Below are 18,189 nucleotides of genomic sequence, written 5' to 3' on the forward strand. Positions count from 1 at the left end.
TTTCTGTAATGTTACGCTTGATTGCTAAGTTCTGGTTGTCGCTGTGGGGCTGGAAAGTGGTTGGTGAAAAGCCAACCATAGACAAGTGCGTTATTATATTTGCCCCACATACATCTAATTGGGATGTGCTTATTTTATTGTTGGTAAAGTGGTATTCTGGATTACAGCCAACCTTCATAGGTAAGCATACATTGTTTTGGCCTCCACTTGGATGGTTCTTTCGGGCGATTGGCGGTGAGCCAGTTAATAGAAGTAAGGCCGAAAACGTGGTTGATCAAATTGTTGCTAAATTTAATGAAAAGCAACACATGCATTTTGCGCTTTCTCCTGAAGGAACTCGCAGCAAAAAAGATCATTGGAAAACCGGGTTTTATCGGGTAGCCGTTAAGGCAGGAGTGCCGATTCAGCTGGTGTACTTGGATACAACTACCAAAGAAGTCGGGTTTGGTCCAATTCTTGAACCCTGCGGCGACATGCAGCGTGACTTTGAATGGTTAGCGGAGTTTTATCGTGATAAAAAGGGATTCCGACCAGAGCTTCTTTCTGACATTCGGGCAAACAGTGAGAAATCAACTGACGTTAAAACACAATAATTTAGTTTTCAATCATTTACGCAAAGCGTTTTTGGCTTTTCTGTTCGTAACGGCCGTTATCCAGTTGCGAGCAGATTCTACGCATAACCTTGTTACTCTTTCCCCGCAACTTCACCTTTCTCATTACGCCATTGAAGATGGATTATCGTTAAATACGGTGACTGCTTTTGCTAAAACCCAAGATGGTTATATGTGGATAGGCACGGAAGATGGCTTAAATCGATTCGATGGATACACCTTTCAAATATTTAAACGTACGGTCGGTAAAGAGAATACCTTGCCTGACAATATGATCTCTGCACTTCTCGCCGACTCGCAAGGACGACTATGGGTGGGCACTGAAAAAGGGCTTGCTATTTGGAGCGGTGGGACAGACTTTAAAAATGTTCAAACTATGGATGGTAGTTTAGGTCGAGTGTCGGTTATAGAAGAAGATATTTACAATCGTATTTGGGTGGTCGTTAAACAGCAGTTAATGATGTTTAATGACTCAACTCAAAAACTCGAGCCATACCACGAGATGTTGAGTGTTAAAACACATCAGGTTAATACCGCGATAGAGTCATTACACTCTGTGGGTCCTCTCGTTTATTTTGGAAAAAAGAACTGCCTTAACAGTATTGATATCGCTAACTTAGAGCTAAAAGAACAGTGTTTCACTGAAGATAATATTGGAAGAAAGATTACTCGAATTACGACCATATACTCTAATGGTAAAGATCTCATATGGATTGGAACGAGTGAAGGCTTGATTCGCTATAGCACGTTAAGCGGCTCGGCTGAACTATTTCATACATCAGCCGCCACTAATCGAAGATTATCTGGGAATCATATTCAATCTCTGTTGGTTGATAATGAGAACAAGGTATGGATTGCAACGGCGACCGGTCTAAATGTTTTTGATCCGTTAGCTGATAGGGTTTATCAGTACCATAAAAATTATATAGATCAACGAGGTTTACTATCAGACGATATCGTTTCTATTTTTCAAGATGATGTTGGTTTGGTTTGGCTAGGAACCTATGGCAGTGGCTTAAACGTTTTTAATCGGCAGACACAAAATTTCAATCATTATTTCACCAAACGCGACGCATTCAATTTAAATAGTAGTAATACGATCCACAGCATAACAACGGACTTACTGGGTAATATTTGGGTTGGCAGTTATGGTAGTGGGTTATTCCAAATAGATAGCCAAAGAAAAACTTTACGTAGAGTTACCGATCATACAGGCAGTTTAAAAAATAGTTTTATAACCTCGTTACACTTTGATATATACGATAACTTGTGGATTTCAACATTGTCGGGCCTTTATGTTTACGATCCAGACTATCAAAGTTATCACCAAATAAGCCACCCTAAATTTAAAGGCATTGTATCTACCATCAGCGAAGACCGAAATGGTGATCTTTGGATAGGTGTTGATAGTGGTCTGGTTAAGATTGAAGGCGTTCAAGGTAAATACGATGAAACGGCTAACATTAGAGTGATTGACTTTACTCATCGAATAAAAAAATATCTAGACGATAAAAATTATATCATTAACGATATTTATGAAGATGTTGAAGGGTTACTCTGGATTGGCTCTGATTTAGGTCTTTTTGTGGTAGAGCCGAGTACCGAATTTCAACATGCATTTGTTCATGACGAAAACAATACTAAAAGTTTAAGCCACAATTATGTACAAGTTATTTATGAAGATACACAAGGCGTGATTTGGATAGGTACTGGAGACGGCCTAAACAAACTGGTGATGAACAACGGTCTAACTCAAAATGCCTATTTTGAGCATTTTAGTGAAGATAATGGCTTGGTAAACGACTCAGTTTATGGAATTCTATCCGGAGAAGGCGACGAATTGTGGTTAAGTACAAGCAATGGACTTGTTCGATTTTACACTTCAACCAATAAGGTTGAACACTTTACCACTAGAGATGGTTTACAAAGTAATGAATTTAATTTGTGGGCCTATCATAAAAGTTCTGACAATGAAATATTCTTTGGCGGTATTAACGGTATTACTTCATTTTACCCTGATTCAATCATTGTAGAAAAAAGAGACTTCATTCCTTCGGTTTCATCAATAAAAATTAATAATCAAGCCATCCGCTCGTTTGATTCTTTTGAAAAGATTGTTTTATCAAAGAAATCCGATCTTGTCAGTATATCGCTTACTCCACTCGATTTTTCGAACCCTTCAAGCCATCAGTTTCGCTATAGACTTAAAGGCTTCAATGATGAGTGGATTGAGATTGGTAGTACACGTGTTATTAATATATCTGGATTGGTAGGTGACGGAGCAACATTAGAGATTCAAACAAAAGTGACTGGAAATGATTGGAACTCTCCGATTAAAGATATCGCTATTGAAGTAAATACCAATTTCTGGCAGTCAGAAAAGGGCGTAATGTTTTATATTGTTCTTAGTTTGGTCTTGGTCAGCGCTATGTTTACGCTTTGGTCTCGCCGCTTGATTAATCGGGGAAGATTGGTTAGAAGTGAATTGAATGCGAATCGAGAATATATCCGAAACATACAACTTGATATAGAGCGAGAAAAGTCAGCAACCGATTTAGCAAATCAAGAGTTGGTTCAGTTAAGAGAACGAATTGCTTATTATGAGTCACGATTTGACGAATATGCTAAGAAAGACAGAATCACTCGCTTTTATAAACGGAAGTTTTTCGAAGAAATTATTAACAATGAAGATGCGTTTTATAAGTCTAATCAGTTGGATTTTCCTGCGGGTTGTTTAATTACCATCGCCATTAAAAATTACTCGGAGCTATTGGAAAAAGAGCATAAGGCAAACGTTGAGGCAGCAGTGGCTGATTTTTCAGACATTATCAAAGATTACGTATCTGGCGATGATTTGATATGTCGCTGGAACAGTGAGTGTTTTTTAATGCTCGAGTCGGGTTCAATACATGACATAAAACAAAGGCTTTATAATTTTCATCGACTGATAAGCAATCGTACCTATGACTGTGGTAACGGTCGCCTACTTCCTTTTGAATTTATTCTAACGGTTATACCAGTGCCAGTAACCAGTCATCGGTCAAGTCTAATTAATCGAAGTGTGATTGCCTATTTATCGATCGACCTAATAGAGTCGCTTAAACCCAGAGGTGAACAAGGAGCCTTTGTGTTCAAATGTCGCAGTCAAATGCATCCAGCAGAAATTGAAAAGAAAATTAGCTACGGGGCTGATTTGCTGATGAATGAAGCGATATTTGAACTGGTGCCCCTTAATGAGTTACTGATAAAGGAAAATGTATGATATTAAAATCGACTTTACGATTTTTCATTGCATTATGTTGTGTAAATGCAATTGCGAACGACGCACTGATAGAGTGGGAATCAATCCATCAACCGATACGATCAGATGGAGGCATGGTTGCTTCACAAGAGTTTCGTGCCTCTAAAGTTGCAGCGGATATTCTCGCTCAAGGTGGAAACGCCATTGATGCAGCCGTTGCATTAGGTTTTGCAGAAGCTGTTACTCTTCCAAAAGCTGGAAATATCGGAGGAGGCGGTTTTATGCTTATTTACCTCGCGAAAGAAGACCGCTTTATTGCAATCGATTATCGAGAAATGGCACCTTCAAAAGCGAGCGCCTCGATGTTTCTAGACGAAAATGGAAATGTTGATAAGAATTCTGCTAGATACTCCACTAAGTCGTCTGGTGTTCCAGGAACCGTTGCCGGGTTGCTTCATGCATTAGAAAACTATGGGAGTTTTAAACGAGAGCAAGTTTTACAACCAGCGATCGATTTGGCAAAAGATGGAATAACTGCGGACTATCCCTTCCTAGATTCTTTAGAAGCTCGTAAGACTCGGCTAATTCAGGACCCTGAGGTTGCTCGATGGTATTTTAAGCCCGACGGAATGAGTTACCGGCCAGGCGAAATTATGCGTTTCACAGACTTAGCTGAAACCTTAGAAAGAGTTAAATTAAAAGGCGCAGATGGTTTTTATAAAGGCAAAACGGCTCAGTTATTCGAAACCTATATGAAAAATAATAACGGTTTTATCGCTGCTTCTGATATGGCAAATTATCAAGCTAAAGAAAGACCAGTGATTCGAGGCACTTATCGAGGATATGACGTTGTTTCAATGCCACCTCCTAGTTCTGGTGGAGTACATATTATTCAAGCACTGAATATTCTCGAGAATTTTTCCTTCGACGATGTTCAATGGGGAAGTTCACAACATATCCATTTGTTAACAGAGACATTCAAGCGAATTTATGCTGATCGAAGCAAGCACTTGGGAGATCCTGATTTTATCGCAGTACCTGTTGAGCAGCTTATAAATAAAGACTATGCAAAACAGCTTGCCAAAAGTATCTCTTTAGAGAAAGCAACTCCATCGGAAAACATACTTCCCAGCAAATTCCAGATAAAGGAAAGTAATCAAACGACTCATTTTTCTGTGATTGATCGTTGGGGCAATATTGTAACCAATACGTACACGCTAAACTTTAGTTTTGGATCGGGCAAAATAGTTCCGGGTACCGGAGTGTTTTTAAATAATGAAATGGATGACTTCTCAGCCAAACCAGGAAGTCCGAATGCGTACGGTTTACTCGGTGGAAAAGCCAATGCGATAGAAGCGAACAAGCGACCGTTAAGTTCGATGACGCCGACCATTATTCTAAAGAACAAACGGCCAGTGTTAGTGACCGGAAGTCCCGGTGGAAGTCGAATCATTACCACAGTACTTCATCAAATAGTCAATGTGATTGATTTCGGTATGAATATCGCTGACGCTGCCAACATGCCGCGTTTTCATCACCAGTGGTATCCTGATAAGATCTTTATAGAGCCAGGTTTTGGCGCCGAGGTTTTACTAAGATTAAAACAACTTGGTCATACAATGTCGAACTCTCGAGTGTCAGGAAGTGTACAATCAGTTGCTAAAAATGAGAAGGGTGAGGCACTGGGAGCATCTGATCCACGCCGTCAAGGAGCGAAGACCATTGGTGTTATGCAAAGTGGACAAATGATTGAGCACTAGGTACTAATGTCTGAAATCAAAACTACTTTATATAAGTTAGCTCAATAAATAAGTACTTCGATTGATTAGTCTGGCCTAGCATAAGTTCTTCTGCTTGAGTAAGTAAAAAGGGTAGAAGTAGATAGGCTTAGCTCAGCAAAGAAAGCAAAAGCAGTAAAAGAAAAAAGCCCACAAGTGTGGGCTTTTTTTTATTACTAACTTTTATTGCTTACTGCGCGTCGTTTGGTTCACTTGATTGAGAGGAATCTAGCGACGCTATTGACGCTTTAGCCATCGGACTTTGACTGCTCGAAACCGCATCAGCAGCAGATTTTTCGCGAGTAATCGGTGGTGTTAAATCAGCATTGCTTTGATGAGAAAACTCTACTGGTTGCAGTTCACCTATTGACTCTGGTTTTGCCATTGGCGCGTTGGCGTGTCCACGAATGATCACTGGCGCTTTAATTTCTTCTTTTAAGTTATCAGCCGTTGAAGATGACTCTAACTCACTAGAAGCTGAGGTAGACTCTTCGCTTTTAGAAGCCGAAGACTCTGCAACTTTCACATGTGCTTGTTCAAACGCAACTTCTTGAACTGAATCTTTTTGAGCTGAAGCTTTTGGCTCATGAGAGTTTGAAGCAGTCGACTCTTCAGTACTAGAACGATTTATTTCTACTTCGCCTGCCGCGCGCTCGATGGTTGATTGCTCAGAGTGTTGTGACTCTTGTGGCGCGTGCTCAACTTCGGTGCGATTCTCTGACTCAGTCTCCGCTGGCTTAACATCACTTGTGGTGACTTCTTCATTGGCAGAATCGACCGCTAAATCAGATTGATTTACCTTTGCGTCGTCAGAGATAACGTCTGTTTCTGTATTCTCTTTCGAAGGCACTGTGTTGGAGTCGGCCGCCGGTTGAAGCGTTTCAGAGGGCTCTGATGGAGCAGTTTCGCTGACCTCGACAGAAGCTTCTTTCGCTAGATCATGTTTTACATTTCTTGACGAAACCGGAGTGTCGTACGAAGCAATATTGCGTTTTACTTGTTCAGTTTTTGACTCACTTTTTACTGGCTGCTCAGAAGTATTTACAGTTTCAGTCATTGAGGTCTGTGTTGATGGTTCTGGTTTCTGAGTAGCAACCTCATTTTTAGAGGTATTGGCTAAGACTTTAGCTTCGTCTTTTTGCGTATCTCCCTCTGAATTTCTTTCAGCCAATTTACGGTTTTTCTCACGAGCAACCTTTTGATCATTACCACGTTCATTACGTGGAACTCTAGGTTCGCGTTTTACCTTGCTGTCAGTTGAACGTTCGTTTGAACGATTCTCTTGTGATTTATTCTGATCACGTTGCGAACGAGAACGACGATTGTCGTTTCGATTATTATCGCGTTTATTGTCTTGGCGTTTATCTTGACGATTGTCATTACCGCGTGACTCATTATTTCTAGAATCGTTGTTTTTAGATTCATTACTTTTTGAGTCATTGTTTCTAGAATCATTGTTTCTAGAATCATTGCGATCTTGGTTATTGCGTCGGTTTTGTGGTCTTCGTTTATTGCGATTGCCTTGACGTTGATTATTGCGTCGACCTTTATTGTTTTGTTGCTTACCACCTTTCTTTTTCTTGTCTTTATCATCAGAGCCAAATAAAAAGTTGAAAATACGTTTTAGTAAGCCTGGTTTATCGTCTTTGCTGTCTTTCTTTTTAGCAACCGGAGCTGGCGCAGTAGGAGCTTGAATGGCTTGTACTGCAGGTTGTTCACTGCTTGATTTTGCTGCCGGTGGAGTATAAGCCCGAGACGTTGGCGCTTCTTCTTCATTGCTTTCGATTTTTAGTTCAAAACTACGATGCTCGGTAACGTCTTCTTCGCGTAAGCGCAAAATTTCAAAGTGTGGAGTTTCCAATTCTGGATGTGGTACTAACACCACTTTAACTTTTCTACGTTTTTCTATCGCGGCAATAATTTTACGCTTTTCATTGAGCAAGAAGGTTGCTACATCAACGGGTAGAAACGCTTGGACCTGTGATGTTGATTCTTTGGTCGCTTCTTCTTCTATCAAGCGGAAAATTGACAAAGCTAATGATTCAATACCGCGAATTCGTCCGACACCATTACAACGAGGGCAGGTTTCTTGGCTAGATTCTCCGAGAGAGGGTTTTAGTCTTTGACGAGACATTTCAAGAAGACCAAATCGAGAAATTCTACCGATTTGAACTCGAGCTCTGTCAGACTGCAAGGCTTCGTTTAACACTCGCTCTACTTCACGTTGATTTTTTACGGGTGACATATCGATAAAGTCGATAACGATAAGACCACCAATATCACGTAACCTTAATTGTCGTGCGATTTCTTGGGCGGCTTCTATATTGGTGTTGAGCGCCGTTTCTTCGATATCTGAACCCTTGGTTGCCCGAGCTGAGTTGATATCGATTGAAATTAACGCTTCAGTCGGATCAATGACGACTGAGCCACCAGAAGGAAGCTGAACTTCTCGCTGAAAAGCCGATTCAATTTGCGATTCGATTTGGTAACGATTAAATAAAGGGAACTCTCGATCGGTATATAACTTAACTCGATTCACAAAGTCAGGACGGATCAACTGTAAATAGTTGCGTACTTTGTCGAAAGCCTCTTGCTTGTCGATGATGATCTCACCAACATCAGGGCGTAGATAGTCGCGAACCGCTCGAATGAGCACATCACTTTCTTGATGAATTAAAAAAGGAGCGGGGCGTGCTTCAGCATGCTTTTGAATGGCATCCCAAATATTAAGGAGAACACTTAGATCCCATTGTAATTCTTCAGCGCCACGGCCAACGCCCGCTGTTCTAACGATACAACCCATACCTTTAGGCACGTCAATCGATCGCATAGCATCTTTTAATTGTTCCCGTTCATCACCTTCGATGCGTCGAGAAATTCCCCCTGCTCGAGGGTTCGTTGGCATAAGTACAACATAGCAACCGGCTAAGCTGATTGTCGTTGTTAGCGCAGCGCCTTTTTGGCCTCGTTCTTCTTTATCGATTTGAACGATTAATTCTTGACCTTCACTTACCGCGTCTTTTATGTTGATTCGACCACGAGCAGATGGGTCTTTAAAATAGGAACGAGCTATTTCTTTTAGAGGAAGAAAGCCATGCCGCTCAGCGCCATAGTCTACAAACGCAGCCTCTAAACTCGGTTCAATTCGAGTGATACGGCCTTTGTAAATATTGGATTTCTTTTGTTCACGTCCAGGAAGTTCGATGTCGAGGTCGTAAAGACGCTGACCATCGACCAGTGCAACTCGCATTTCTTCTTGCTGAGTCGCATTGATTAACATACGTTTCATTATTAGTATTACTCTCGTTTTATAATCTAGCGCAGCCGAGAGCTTAGTTATCGAAGGCGAATGACAGGATCAATTAAATACACCGGACCGCCGTACCTTTAATGCCAGTACGTGAAACCCGTGTAATATCTTGAAAACAAAACCAATTTTTGGCTTCCTTGATAGATTGCGCTATCAGTTACTCAGACATATTAGTTTAACTATGCAGTTTAACCCTGAAGTTTAACTATCCATGTCCGAGCCTATTAATTCCTGCGGACGGCTCAGCTTTGATTTATAAGGATCATCGCTTGTGAGTCTTACGTTCGCTTGCTTCGATATCTTTGCGTATCGACTGACGCTTATAGTCAGTTAAAGGCTTGCAGCTCAATGTCTTACTCTAAAACCTGATTGCTTTAGAGGCTGCAAGTAAAAATCTTGTGTTAGAAGGCATTTATGCCTTTTTCTCATAACTAGGCAAATATAGCAGGGAAGCGAGATCTCATCAATTTATTTATCATTTAATGCTACAATGCTGGCTTGTTAAATCACTGATTTGAATAAAGTTTAATCATTTTGAATAAAGTTCAGTTTATCACTATCGACGATAACCACTGCGGACAGCGGATCGACAACTTTTTGGTCACCTTTTTGAAAGGTGTTCCAAAGAGCCATATCTATCGAATTCTTCGTAAGGGTGAAGTGAGAGTTAATAAAAAGCGGGTGAAGGCGCCTTATAAACTAGAAATTGGCGACTTGATCAGAGTTCCGCCGGTAAGGCTCGCCGAATCTGAAGAAAAGCCAATCAACGTGAACCTGGATCAGGTCCAAGCTCTTGAGCGGCAAATAATTTACGAAACTGAAGGGTTATTGGTAATTAATAAGCCCTCTGGCATGGCAGTGCATGGTGGTAGTGGACTGTCATTTGGCGTCATTGAGGCATTACGCCAACTTCGACCTGATGCTAGGTTTTTAGAGCTCGTTCATCGCCTTGATCGCGACACCAGTGGCTGCCTTCTTGTTGCCAAAAAACGCAGTGTATTGCGCTTCTTACATGAGCAATTAAGAGATAAGAAAATGCACAAGGAATACGTCGCTCTTGTTAAGGGGCGTTGGCCCAAACGCACACGTCGGGTCGATGCACCATTACTTAAAAATACACTAAAGTCAGGCGAACGAGTCGTTAAGGTCGACCCTGCCGGTAAGCCGTCGATAACCGACTTTTCAATTGAACAAAACTTTGAAGGGTTAACTTTGGTTCAATGCAGCCCGGTCACCGGAAGAACTCATCAAATTCGTGTACATGCTCAGTTTGTTGGTTGTCCAATTGTGGGCGATGCGAAATATGGCGATCAAGAAACGGATCAAATGCTTAGAGAAAAGTTTAACTATTCGCGTTTGTTTTTACACGCACGCAAGTTAACCTTTAAAGAGAAGCGTGACAGTAAGCCGATTACTGTGAAAGCTGAATACGATGAATCGTTAAGTCAATTATTAGAGAGGTTACGTTGATCGAAATTCGTCATCTGATTTTTGATTGGGACGGAACTTTAATGGACTCTGCACCGCGAATTGTATCTGCGATGCAAGAGACCGCGCGTCGCCTAAATCTGAGTGTGCCGACTGATCATGAGGTAAAACACATTATCGGTCTGAGTTTAGAAAAAGCGTTTGATTGTTTATTTGGTCAATTATCAGAAGACTTAGTTTCCGCTTTGTATAGCGAGTATCGGTTTCAATATGTTGAAGGAAATCATATAGCAACGCCTCTGTTTGACGGAGCAGAAAGTATGCTGAAACAAGTCAAACAATCAGGGTATTCACTTGCGATTGCAACAGGCAAAGCTCGAGCTGGTTTAGAAAGGGTACTTGCAGAAACACCGATCCGTTGTTTATTCAATGATTCAATTTGTGCTGATGAGGCCATGAGTAAACCTGAGCCGGATATGCTTCTTCAATTGCTCAAACGCAATCAGTGGGATAAGCAGCATTGCTTAATGATAGGAGACACCACACACGATATTGCGATGGCACAAGCGGCGCAGATAAAAACGGTCGCGGTAAGTTACGGTGCTCACAGTCTTGAAGATTTATCGGCGCTGCAACCCGATTGGTTGATCGATGATATTGGCCAACTTAAAGAAGTACTAAAAATAATCTAAAGCGTGTTCACTCTCTGGCTTTAAATAATTGAACGGTTATAAACCCGGATTGTGCGCTACTTAAGCTATTCGGCATTGCCAATCAACAGAGGGTTTAAGCCCAAGTTAATCAGCCCCTTGGTAACGGAAATAAGGGGTAGACCTACCAATGCGGATGGATCGTGTGTCTCGATGCTATTAAAAAGTGAAATGCCAAGCCCCTCGCATTTAAAACTACCCGCGCAATCAAACGGTGATTCCAAGGCGACATAATTCTTGATTTCTTGGGATGTCAAAGTTCGAAAATTGACTTTAGTGACATCTAAATGGGTAAAGGTTTGTTGTGTTTGGGTGTTTTGCATAAACAACGACGTATAAAATTCAGCGGTCTTGTTAGACATATCAGTAAGCTGAGCAATGGCGTTTTCAGCTGTGTGAGGCTTGCCGAGCATTTTATGGTTGCAATAAGCAACTTGGTCTGACGCGATAACAATGGAAGGCTCTTCTAAACGGCCTATTTGAGTGATGACTGCTGCGGCTTTTTCTGCAGCCAGTCGAGTTGCCAGTTGCTTAGGATCTTCACCGTTAACTGGCTTTTCGTCGATGTTTGGAGCGATTGATTGGGCTTTTAAGCGAAGTTGTCGCAGTAGTTGTGCTCGATAAGTGCTGGAGGAGGCTAAAATTAAATTCATATTGAACATTAATAAAACACTTTAACTTATTGATTGTTAATAATAAATGGTTTTTTAAAAACTGTCGAGTTCGGGTTGAAATACAGCGACTGTTGAAAGTAACATAAAACAGCAATTTTTTTTGACCTTTCAACAGTTTATCTATAGAATTGCGCGCCTATGCAAAAAGCCGAAGTTACCTGGTCGATAAATCCTTTTAAACTGGCAGAAAATGCTGCGGAGACTCATCGCGAGATTCCAATAAAGCAGTTGTCTCGCTTAAAAGCGTATTTATCTGATGACGAAGGGGTTCTTAATGCCTCTGTCGTTGGATGGATCGATGAAGATCGACGAAAATTAATGCGTTGTACGATAGACGGCGAAGTGACTATGGCATGCCAAACCAGCTTTCAGCCGGTGTCGGTGTCGATTGCATCAGAAGTGGTGTTTTACCCTGTGTTATCAGAAGAAGCCATTGCTTCAGCACCCGAAGAATACGAAGCCTTTTTGTACGATGAAGAAGAGCTTAATTTGCTAACGTTGATTGAAGACGAAATTATTTTGTCTCTTCCGTTATCCGTTAACGCTCCAGAGAGTCCGAAGCAACAAAGTTTCGGGCCTAAAATTATTGAAAAAGAAGGCGATAAGCCAAATCCGTTTGCGGTTTTGGCTCAGTTAAAACAGAATTCTGAAGACTAGTAATTAGGAGATACGGTAATGGCTGTACAACAGAATCGCAAAACACGTTCAAAGCGTGGCATGCGTCGTTCACACGATGCTTTAACAGGCCCAACTTTGTCAGAAGATGCAACGACCGGTGAAGTTCATCGTCGTCATCACATCACTGAAGATGGGTACTACAAAGGTCGTAAAGTTTTATAAAGAAACCCGGTTTTATCCAGGTTTTTCTGTAAAATTTTGAAACCGATACATCTAGCAATAGATTGCATGGGGGGGGACTTTGGTCCCCCCGTCATTGTTGCTGCAGCAATCATTGCGCTGCGCGAAAATCCTTCCCTAAAACTCTCTCTTTTTGGTCAACAGGCTGCTATACAACAAGAGTTGGCTGGCGCTTCCGATAAATTATTATCTCGTATTACTCTCGTTCATTGTGAAGAGGTTGTCGAAATGGACGACAAGCCATCGGTCGCATTGAGAGGCAAAAAACAATCTTCAATGCGCTTAGCATTAAACGCAGTTCGCGATGAGGCAGTTGATGGTTGTGTCAGTGCGGGAAATACAGGCGCTTTAATGGCTTTAGCGCGGTTTGTTTTAAAAATGATTCCTGGGATTGATAGGCCTGCCATTATTACTGCCGTGCCCACTGAATCAGGCCATACCTATATGCTCGATTTGGGCGCTAATGTCGACTGTGACTCAGAAACCTTGTTTCAATTTGGAATAATGGGGTCGGTATTGTGTGCAGCAAACGACGCTTTGAAAGCGCCGAGAGTGGGCTTATTGAACATTGGTGAAGAAGAGATAAAGGGTAATGATCAAGTCAAGCAAGCTGCGAAACTTCTGAGTGAGTGTGCTGAAGTTAATTATGTCGGTTTTATCGAAGGAAACGATATCTTCAAAGGCAAGTGTGATGTCGTTGTGACCGATGGTTTTACCGGCAACAATGTATTAAAAGCAAGTGAGGGAATCGTTCGTTTACTCGGCATGAAACTAAAAGCCGTGTTCGAAGCTAATCGATTAAACAAACTGGTCGGATTGATTATTCGCCCAATTCTGAAATCATTTAAAAAGGAAATTGACCCAGATCGCTATAATGGCGCGACTCTTATTGGATTGAAGGGTATAGTGATAAAAAGTCATGGTGGAGCATCGGTTAAGGCAACCGTCCATGCCATTGAAGAAGCCATAAAAGAAGTCAACCATTCTGTGCCCAGTAAAATTGCAGAAGAAGTAGAAAAACTCGTAAACAGTAGGACATAACGTTATGTATAGTCGTATTTCAGGTACCGGAAGTTATTTACCAAGCCTTGTCCGGACCAACGCCGATCTTGAGAAAATGGTCGAAACGTCTGATCAATGGATCGTCGAGCGAACCGGCATCAAACAAAGGCACATCGCCGATGATTCAGATACCGCTTCAACCATTGCCGCGAAAGCTGCCCTAAAAGCGATCGAAGCCGCGGGTCTTGAAAAAACAGACATCGATATGGTGATTTGTGCGACAGCGACCCCTGATCGGCTATTTCCAAGCACGGCCTGTTTTGTGACTCGTCATCTTGGGCTAGAAGGCGTTGCCGCATTTGATGTAACCGCTGCGTGCGCAGGGTTTGTATACGGACTTAGCGTGGCGGACCAATACATTAAAACTGGTCATAAGAAGAACGTCTTGGTCATTGGAACGGAAGTATTATCTCGAATTGTTGACTGGAATGATCGTACGACCTGTGTATTGTTTGGAGACGGAGCCGGTGCGGTAGTATTGTCTGCGAGTGAAGAGCAAGGGCTATTGTCAACCCACGTACATGCCGATGGAAAATACGTCGACCTGCTTTATTCTCCTAATGCCATTCGAGGACAAACAGAAGGGTGCGCGAGCCCGAAAGTGTTTATGAGTGGCAATGAAGTATTTAAAGTAGCGGTCAAAACATTGAGCAGCATTGTCGATGAAACCCTTGAAGCCAATCAATTACAAAAATCAGATATTGACTGGTTAGTCCCACATCAAGCGAATATTCGTATTATTCAAGCGACCGCTAAGAAATTACAAATGCCAATGGAGCAAGTTGTAGTAACGGTCGATCAACATGGAAACACCTCAAGTGCGTCGATTCCACTCGCTCTTGATGCTGCCGTTCGCGATGGCCGCATCCAACGAGGACAAACCGTTTTATTAGAAACGTTTGGCGGTGGCTTTGCTTGGGCCTCTGCACTGATGAAATTTTAAAAAAATAAGAATGTAAAGGAGTATTGCATGAGCAATGCATTTATTTTTCCTGGCCAAGGATCACAATCTTTGGGCATGTTAAGTAGTTTCCAAAACCAACCCATCATTACTGAAGCTTTTCAAGAATCATCAGATGCTCTTGGTTATGATTTATGGGCATTATGTCAAGAAGGGCCTGAGGAGCAACTTAATCAGACCGACAAAACTCAGCCAGCATTGCTGACTGCAAGTGTGGCGTTATGGCGCTTGTGGAATGAACAAAGTGAAACTCGTCCACAGGTACTGGCCGGCCATAGTCTTGGTGAGTACTCTGCTTTGGTTTGTGCGGACGTTTTATCTCTTGGAGAGGCTGCTTCTTTGGTAGCTGCAAGAGGGGAATTTATGCAACAGGCAGTGCCTGCTGGTACGGGGAAAATGGCTGCCATCATAGGTTTAGATGATAGTGCAATTCTTGAGGCTTGCCTTGCAGCGGAGCAAGGCGAAGTGGTTGCGCCTGTCAACTATAATTCGCCAGGCCAAGTGGTTATCGCCGGAAATGCTGCCGCTGTCGATCGAGCGATGGAAGAGTGCAAAACACGAGGCGCTAAGCGAGCGTTGCCCTTACCCGTAAGTGTTCCTTCTCATTGCGCGTTAATGAAACCGGCAGCAGAAAAGTTAGCCGAAAAGTTGGCGTCTGTAGCCTTTAATTCACCGTCTATTGATGTCATCAATAATGTAGATGTTTCCATCGAACAGTCGCAAGAAGCGATTAAAGAGGCTTTGGTACGTCAGCTTTACAGTCCCGTAAGATGGACTGAAACCATTTCTAAAATAGTGTCTATGTCGATTAATAGTTTTGTTGAGTGTGGCGCTGGCAATGTGCTTAGTGGACTGAACAAGCGAATTGATCGGAGTATCAATAGCTATCCATTGTTAGATTCGGATAAATTCTCCAGTGCCGTAGACACTTTAAAATAATCATCAAGGGAACACTTAAATGACTGAACAATCAAAATTAGTATTAATTACCGGTGCTAGTCGAGGCATAGGTAAAGCAATAGCGATTGCTCTTGGTCAGCAAGGCCACACTCTAGTTGGCACTGCAACCAGCGAAAATGGAGCAACCAAAATATCAGAATATTTTGCTGCTGAAGGAATTAAGGGGCAGGGAATGGTCGTTAACGTTGCCGATTCTGACTCTATAGAACAGCTGCTAGCCGCAATTAAAGAAGCTTACGGAGCAACACCTGATATTCTGGTCAATAATGCCGGCATTACACGAGATAACTTGTTAATGCGAATGAAAGATGATGAGTGGGAAAGCATTCTTCAAACCAACTTGACGTCAATCTATCGGTTGTCGAAAGCTTGCTTACGCGGCATGACTAAAGCTCGATGGGGAAGAATCATTAGCGTAGGATCGGTGGTTGGAACAACCGGAAATCCCGGACAGACGAACTATTCAGCCGCTAAAGCGGCAGTGATAGGATTCTCTAAATCGCTAGCCAAAGAAGTTGGTTCTCGAGGGATCACGGTCAACGTTGTAGCGCCTGGTTTTATCGACACTGATATGACACAAGCTTTGTCAGATGAGCAACGAAATGGACTACAACAGCAGATTGCTTTGGGTCGATTAGGTCGTCCAGAAGACATCGCAGCGGCGGTAAATTTCCTTGCTTCTGATGCCGCAGGGTACATTACTGGCGAAACTTTACATGTAAATGGCGGTATGAATATGGCTTAATCTCGGCATGAGAATTAAGCTGAATTGAAATAACTGCTTGATTTTAGTCAGGTAAAGCCATGATAATAGAATCTGTTTGTGGTCTGACCAAGAATTATTTAGCAATTGCGACTTGCAGTTTGCATACGAATCAATAAACTAGCAGCGCATTAAAGCCTGTGAATTTGGAGGAAAAACTTAGTCATGAGTACTATTGAAGAGCGCGTAAAGAAGATTGTTGTTGAGCAATTGGGCGTTAAAGAAGAAGAAGTAACCGCAGAATCGTCATTTGTCGACGACCTTGGTGCAGACTCTTTAGACACTGTTGAGTTAGTCATGGCTCTTGAAGAAGAGTTCGATACTGAAATCCCAGATGAAGAAGCTGAGAAGATCAGTACTGTTCAAGCTGCTGTAGACTACATCAAAGCGAATGTAGAAGGCGCTTAAGTCTTTCTGCGGACTCGTCCGCACAGGATTGTAAAAAACCGCATTGAAAGTTATCTTTCTATGCGGTTTTTTTATCGAGAAAATAAATCTCTTAGTGGCAAAGTTACGTAAAATATTAGTCATTATCAACAGCGTTTAATGGCAGTGCGTTAGAGATTTAATCTTAAAACTAAGGAGACATGATAGTGAATGGTCGACGCGTAGTAGTAACCGGGTTAGGAATGGTTTCTCCACTAGGGCTTAATGTTGAAGATACCTGGAGTAATTTGATTGCGGGTAAAAGCGGCGTAGCGCCTATTGAAAGTTTTGATGTTACAGACTTCAATACTCGTTTTAGCGCTTCAGTCAAAGGCTTTGATGCTTCTGCTTTCATGTCGGCCAAAGACGCAAAAAAATTCGATCCATTTATTCAGTTTGGAATTGCTGCCAGCGTTCAAGCAATTAATGATGCTGGCATCGATATGGAGCAAGAGGATCCACAAAGAGTCGGCGTTTGTGTTGGCTCTGGCATCGGTGGGTTATCGGCAACTGAAGAAAATATTCTTAAGTTACACAATAATGGTCCGAGAAAAGTCTCTCCGTTTTATGTGCCAGGATCGATCATTAATATGATTTCGGGTCAACTGTCGATCATGTATGGAATGCGCGGTCCTAATATTTCAATTGTTACCGCTTGCACAACGGGCGTTCACTCGATTGGTCAAGCAGCGCGAATGATTGCTTATGGCGATGCCGATGTGATGGTTGCAGGTGGTGCTGAAATGGCCACTTGCCCAATCGGCTTGGCAGGCTTTTCTGCGGCTCGAGCATTGTCAACCCGCAACGATTCACCTCAGCAAGCCAGTCGGCCGTGGGACAAAGATCGTGATGGTTTTGTGCTTGGAGATGGCGCAGGTGTTCTTGTGATTGAAGAATATGAAAAAGCGAAAGCACGCGGCGCAAAGATTTACGCCGAATTAACCGGTTTCGGCATGAGTGGAGACGCCCATCATATGACGGCTCCACCAGAAAATGGCGACGGAGCAGCACTTTCTATGCGCAATGCGCTAAAAGATGCGGGCTTAACGGCTGACTCTGTGCAATACATTAATGCCCATGGAACGTCGACAAAAGTCGGTGATCTCGCTGAATGCCGCGCGATTAAATCAGTGTTAGGTAGTCATTCAGACAAGGTTATGGTTAGCTCAACTAAGTCAGCGATAGGTCATCTTCTTGGTGCCGCTGGTTCTGTTGAAGCCATTTTCAGTATTCTTGCTATTCGAGACAATGTCGCTCCTCCAACACTAAACTTAGAAAATCCAGACGAAGGATGTGATCTAGACTTTGTCCCACTAACCGCGAAAGAGTCGAAAATTGACACAACCTTGTGCAACAGTTTTGGGTTCGGTGGCACTAACGGCTCCTTATTATTTCAGCGCATTTAAT

15 protein-coding genes are annotated in these 18,189 nt (G+C 42.3%); 13 read left to right on the forward strand and 2 right to left on the reverse strand.

Annotation, left to right across the window (positions count from 1 at the left end; translation table 11 throughout):
* The first annotated feature begins 8 nt into the window (after positions 1–8).
* Genes Q9312_RS02000 through ggt form a run of 3 tightly spaced genes read left to right on the forward strand, consistent with a single transcriptional unit; the run spans position 9 to position 5,612 of the window.
* Complete coding sequence (locus Q9312_RS02000) at positions 9–593, forward strand: lysophospholipid acyltransferase family protein (protein ID WP_309202850.1); 585 nt, start codon at positions 9–11, stop codon at positions 591–593.
* Positions 562–3,873 (forward strand): ligand-binding sensor domain-containing protein, encoded by a 3,312-nt coding sequence (locus Q9312_RS02005; protein WP_309202851.1) that lies wholly within the window; start codon positions 562–564, stop codon positions 3,871–3,873. Before Q9312_RS02000 ends, Q9312_RS02005 begins: the two co-directional genes overlap by 32 nt.
* Positions 3,870–5,612, forward strand: a complete 1,743-nt coding sequence (gene ggt / locus Q9312_RS02010) for a gamma-glutamyltransferase (RefSeq protein WP_309202853.1) — start codon at positions 3,870–3,872, stop codon at positions 5,610–5,612. Before Q9312_RS02005 ends, ggt begins: the two co-directional genes overlap by 4 nt.
* A 208-nt stretch (positions 5,613–5,820) precedes the next feature.
* Here the strand turns inward: ggt and rne are convergent, their stop codons facing one another.
* Positions 5,821–8,919 carry a ribonuclease E gene (gene rne, locus Q9312_RS02015; RefSeq protein ID WP_309202854.1) on the reverse strand — a complete coding sequence of 1,033 codons (3,099 nt, stop codon included), beginning with the start codon at positions 8,917–8,919 and terminating at the stop codon, positions 5,821–5,823.
* Positions 8,920–9,474: 555 nt separating this feature from the next.
* Here rne and rluC point away from each other — a divergent pair.
* Together rluC and Q9312_RS02025 are read left to right on the forward strand one after the other, a co-directional pair.
* Positions 9,475–10,410 (forward strand): 23S rRNA pseudouridine(955/2504/2580) synthase RluC, encoded by a 936-nt coding sequence (gene rluC / locus Q9312_RS02020; RefSeq protein ID WP_309202855.1) that lies wholly within the window; start codon positions 9,475–9,477, stop codon positions 10,408–10,410.
* On the forward strand, positions 10,407–11,060 hold the full coding sequence (locus tag Q9312_RS02025; RefSeq protein ID WP_309202856.1) for an HAD family hydrolase: 654 nt from the start codon (positions 10,407–10,409) through the stop codon (positions 11,058–11,060). Before rluC ends, Q9312_RS02025 begins: the two co-directional genes overlap by 4 nt.
* A 65-nt stretch (positions 11,061–11,125) precedes the next feature.
* On the opposite strand, the gene Q9312_RS02030 is transcribed toward Q9312_RS02025, so the two are convergent.
* Entirely contained in the window at positions 11,126–11,740 is a 615-nt protein-coding gene (locus tag Q9312_RS02030) for a Maf family protein (RefSeq protein WP_309202857.1), read from the reverse strand.
* A 150-nt stretch (positions 11,741–11,890) separates the two neighbouring features.
* Between Q9312_RS02030 and Q9312_RS02035 the strand changes: the two genes are divergently transcribed.
* From Q9312_RS02035 to fabF, 8 genes are all read left to right on the forward strand, one after another.
* Positions 11,891–12,409 carry a YceD family protein gene (locus Q9312_RS02035; RefSeq protein WP_309202858.1) on the forward strand — a complete coding sequence of 173 codons (519 nt, stop codon included), beginning with the start codon at positions 11,891–11,893 and terminating at the stop codon, positions 12,407–12,409.
* Positions 12,410–12,427: 18 nt separating this feature from the next.
* The gene (rpmF, locus tag Q9312_RS02040) at positions 12,428–12,592 is read left to right on the forward strand and encodes a 50S ribosomal protein L32 (protein WP_309202859.1); all 165 of its coding nucleotides are present in this window, start codon (positions 12,428–12,430) and stop codon (positions 12,590–12,592) included.
* A 36-nt stretch (positions 12,593–12,628) separates the two neighbouring features.
* On the forward strand, positions 12,629–13,651 hold the full coding sequence (gene plsX / locus Q9312_RS02045) for a phosphate acyltransferase PlsX (RefSeq protein ID WP_309202860.1): 1,023 nt from the start codon (positions 12,629–12,631) through the stop codon (positions 13,649–13,651).
* Between the two features lie 4 nt (positions 13,652–13,655).
* Positions 13,656–14,615 (forward strand): beta-ketoacyl-ACP synthase III, encoded by a 960-nt coding sequence (locus Q9312_RS02050; protein ID WP_309202861.1) that lies wholly within the window; start codon positions 13,656–13,658, stop codon positions 14,613–14,615.
* A 27-nt stretch (positions 14,616–14,642) separates the two neighbouring features.
* Positions 14,643–15,572, forward strand: a complete 930-nt coding sequence (gene fabD, locus Q9312_RS02055; RefSeq protein ID WP_309202862.1) for an ACP S-malonyltransferase — start codon at positions 14,643–14,645, stop codon at positions 15,570–15,572.
* 19 nt (positions 15,573–15,591) lie between these two features.
* Positions 15,592–16,338, forward strand: coding sequence for a 3-oxoacyl-ACP reductase FabG (gene fabG / locus Q9312_RS02060; protein WP_309202863.1), 747 nt, complete (start codon positions 15,592–15,594; stop codon positions 16,336–16,338).
* 183 nt (positions 16,339–16,521) lie between these two features.
* Positions 16,522–16,764, forward strand: a complete 243-nt coding sequence (gene acpP / locus Q9312_RS02065; protein WP_309202864.1) for an acyl carrier protein — start codon at positions 16,522–16,524, stop codon at positions 16,762–16,764.
* Positions 16,765–16,949: 185 nt separating this feature from the next.
* Positions 16,950–18,188, forward strand: a complete 1,239-nt coding sequence (fabF, locus tag Q9312_RS02070; RefSeq protein WP_309202865.1) for a beta-ketoacyl-ACP synthase II — start codon at positions 16,950–16,952, stop codon at positions 18,186–18,188.
* Position 18,189 lies beyond the last annotated feature (1 nt).

Origin of the sequence: Pleionea litopenaei (assembly GCF_031198435.1) — a bacterium.
Classification (GTDB): domain Bacteria; phylum Pseudomonadota; class Gammaproteobacteria; order Enterobacterales; family Kangiellaceae; genus Pleionea; species Pleionea litopenaei.

Excerpts from the sequence above, each read along its gene's own strand:
- rpmF (WP_309202859.1), top strand. The coding sequence starts at position 12,428 with ATGGCTGTACAACAGAATCGCAAAACACGTTCAAAGCGTGGCATGCGT.
- acpP (WP_309202864.1), top strand. The coding sequence starts at position 16,522 with ATGAGTACTATTGAAGAGCGCGTAAAGAAGATTGTTGTTGAGCAATTG.
- Q9312_RS02000 (WP_309202850.1), top strand. The coding sequence starts at position 9 with ATGTTACGCTTGATTGCTAAGTTCTGGTTGTCGCTGTGGGGCTGGAAA.
- fabG (WP_309202863.1), top strand. The coding sequence starts at position 15,592 with ATGACTGAACAATCAAAATTAGTATTAATTACCGGTGCTAGTCGAGGC.
- Q9312_RS02035 (WP_309202858.1), top strand. The coding sequence starts at position 11,891 with ATGCAAAAAGCCGAAGTTACCTGGTCGATAAATCCTTTTAAACTGGCA.
- Q9312_RS02050 (WP_309202861.1), top strand. The coding sequence starts at position 13,656 with ATGTATAGTCGTATTTCAGGTACCGGAAGTTATTTACCAAGCCTTGTC.
- fabD (WP_309202862.1), top strand. The coding sequence starts at position 14,643 with ATGAGCAATGCATTTATTTTTCCTGGCCAAGGATCACAATCTTTGGGC.
- Q9312_RS02030 (WP_309202857.1), bottom strand. The coding sequence starts at position 11,740 with ATGTTCAATATGAATTTAATTTTAGCCTCCTCCAGCACTTATCGAGCA.
- ggt (WP_309202853.1), top strand. The coding sequence starts at position 3,870 with ATGATATTAAAATCGACTTTACGATTTTTCATTGCATTATGTTGTGTA.
- rne (WP_309202854.1), bottom strand. The coding sequence starts at position 8,919 with ATGAAACGTATGTTAATCAATGCGACTCAGCAAGAAGAAATGCGAGTT.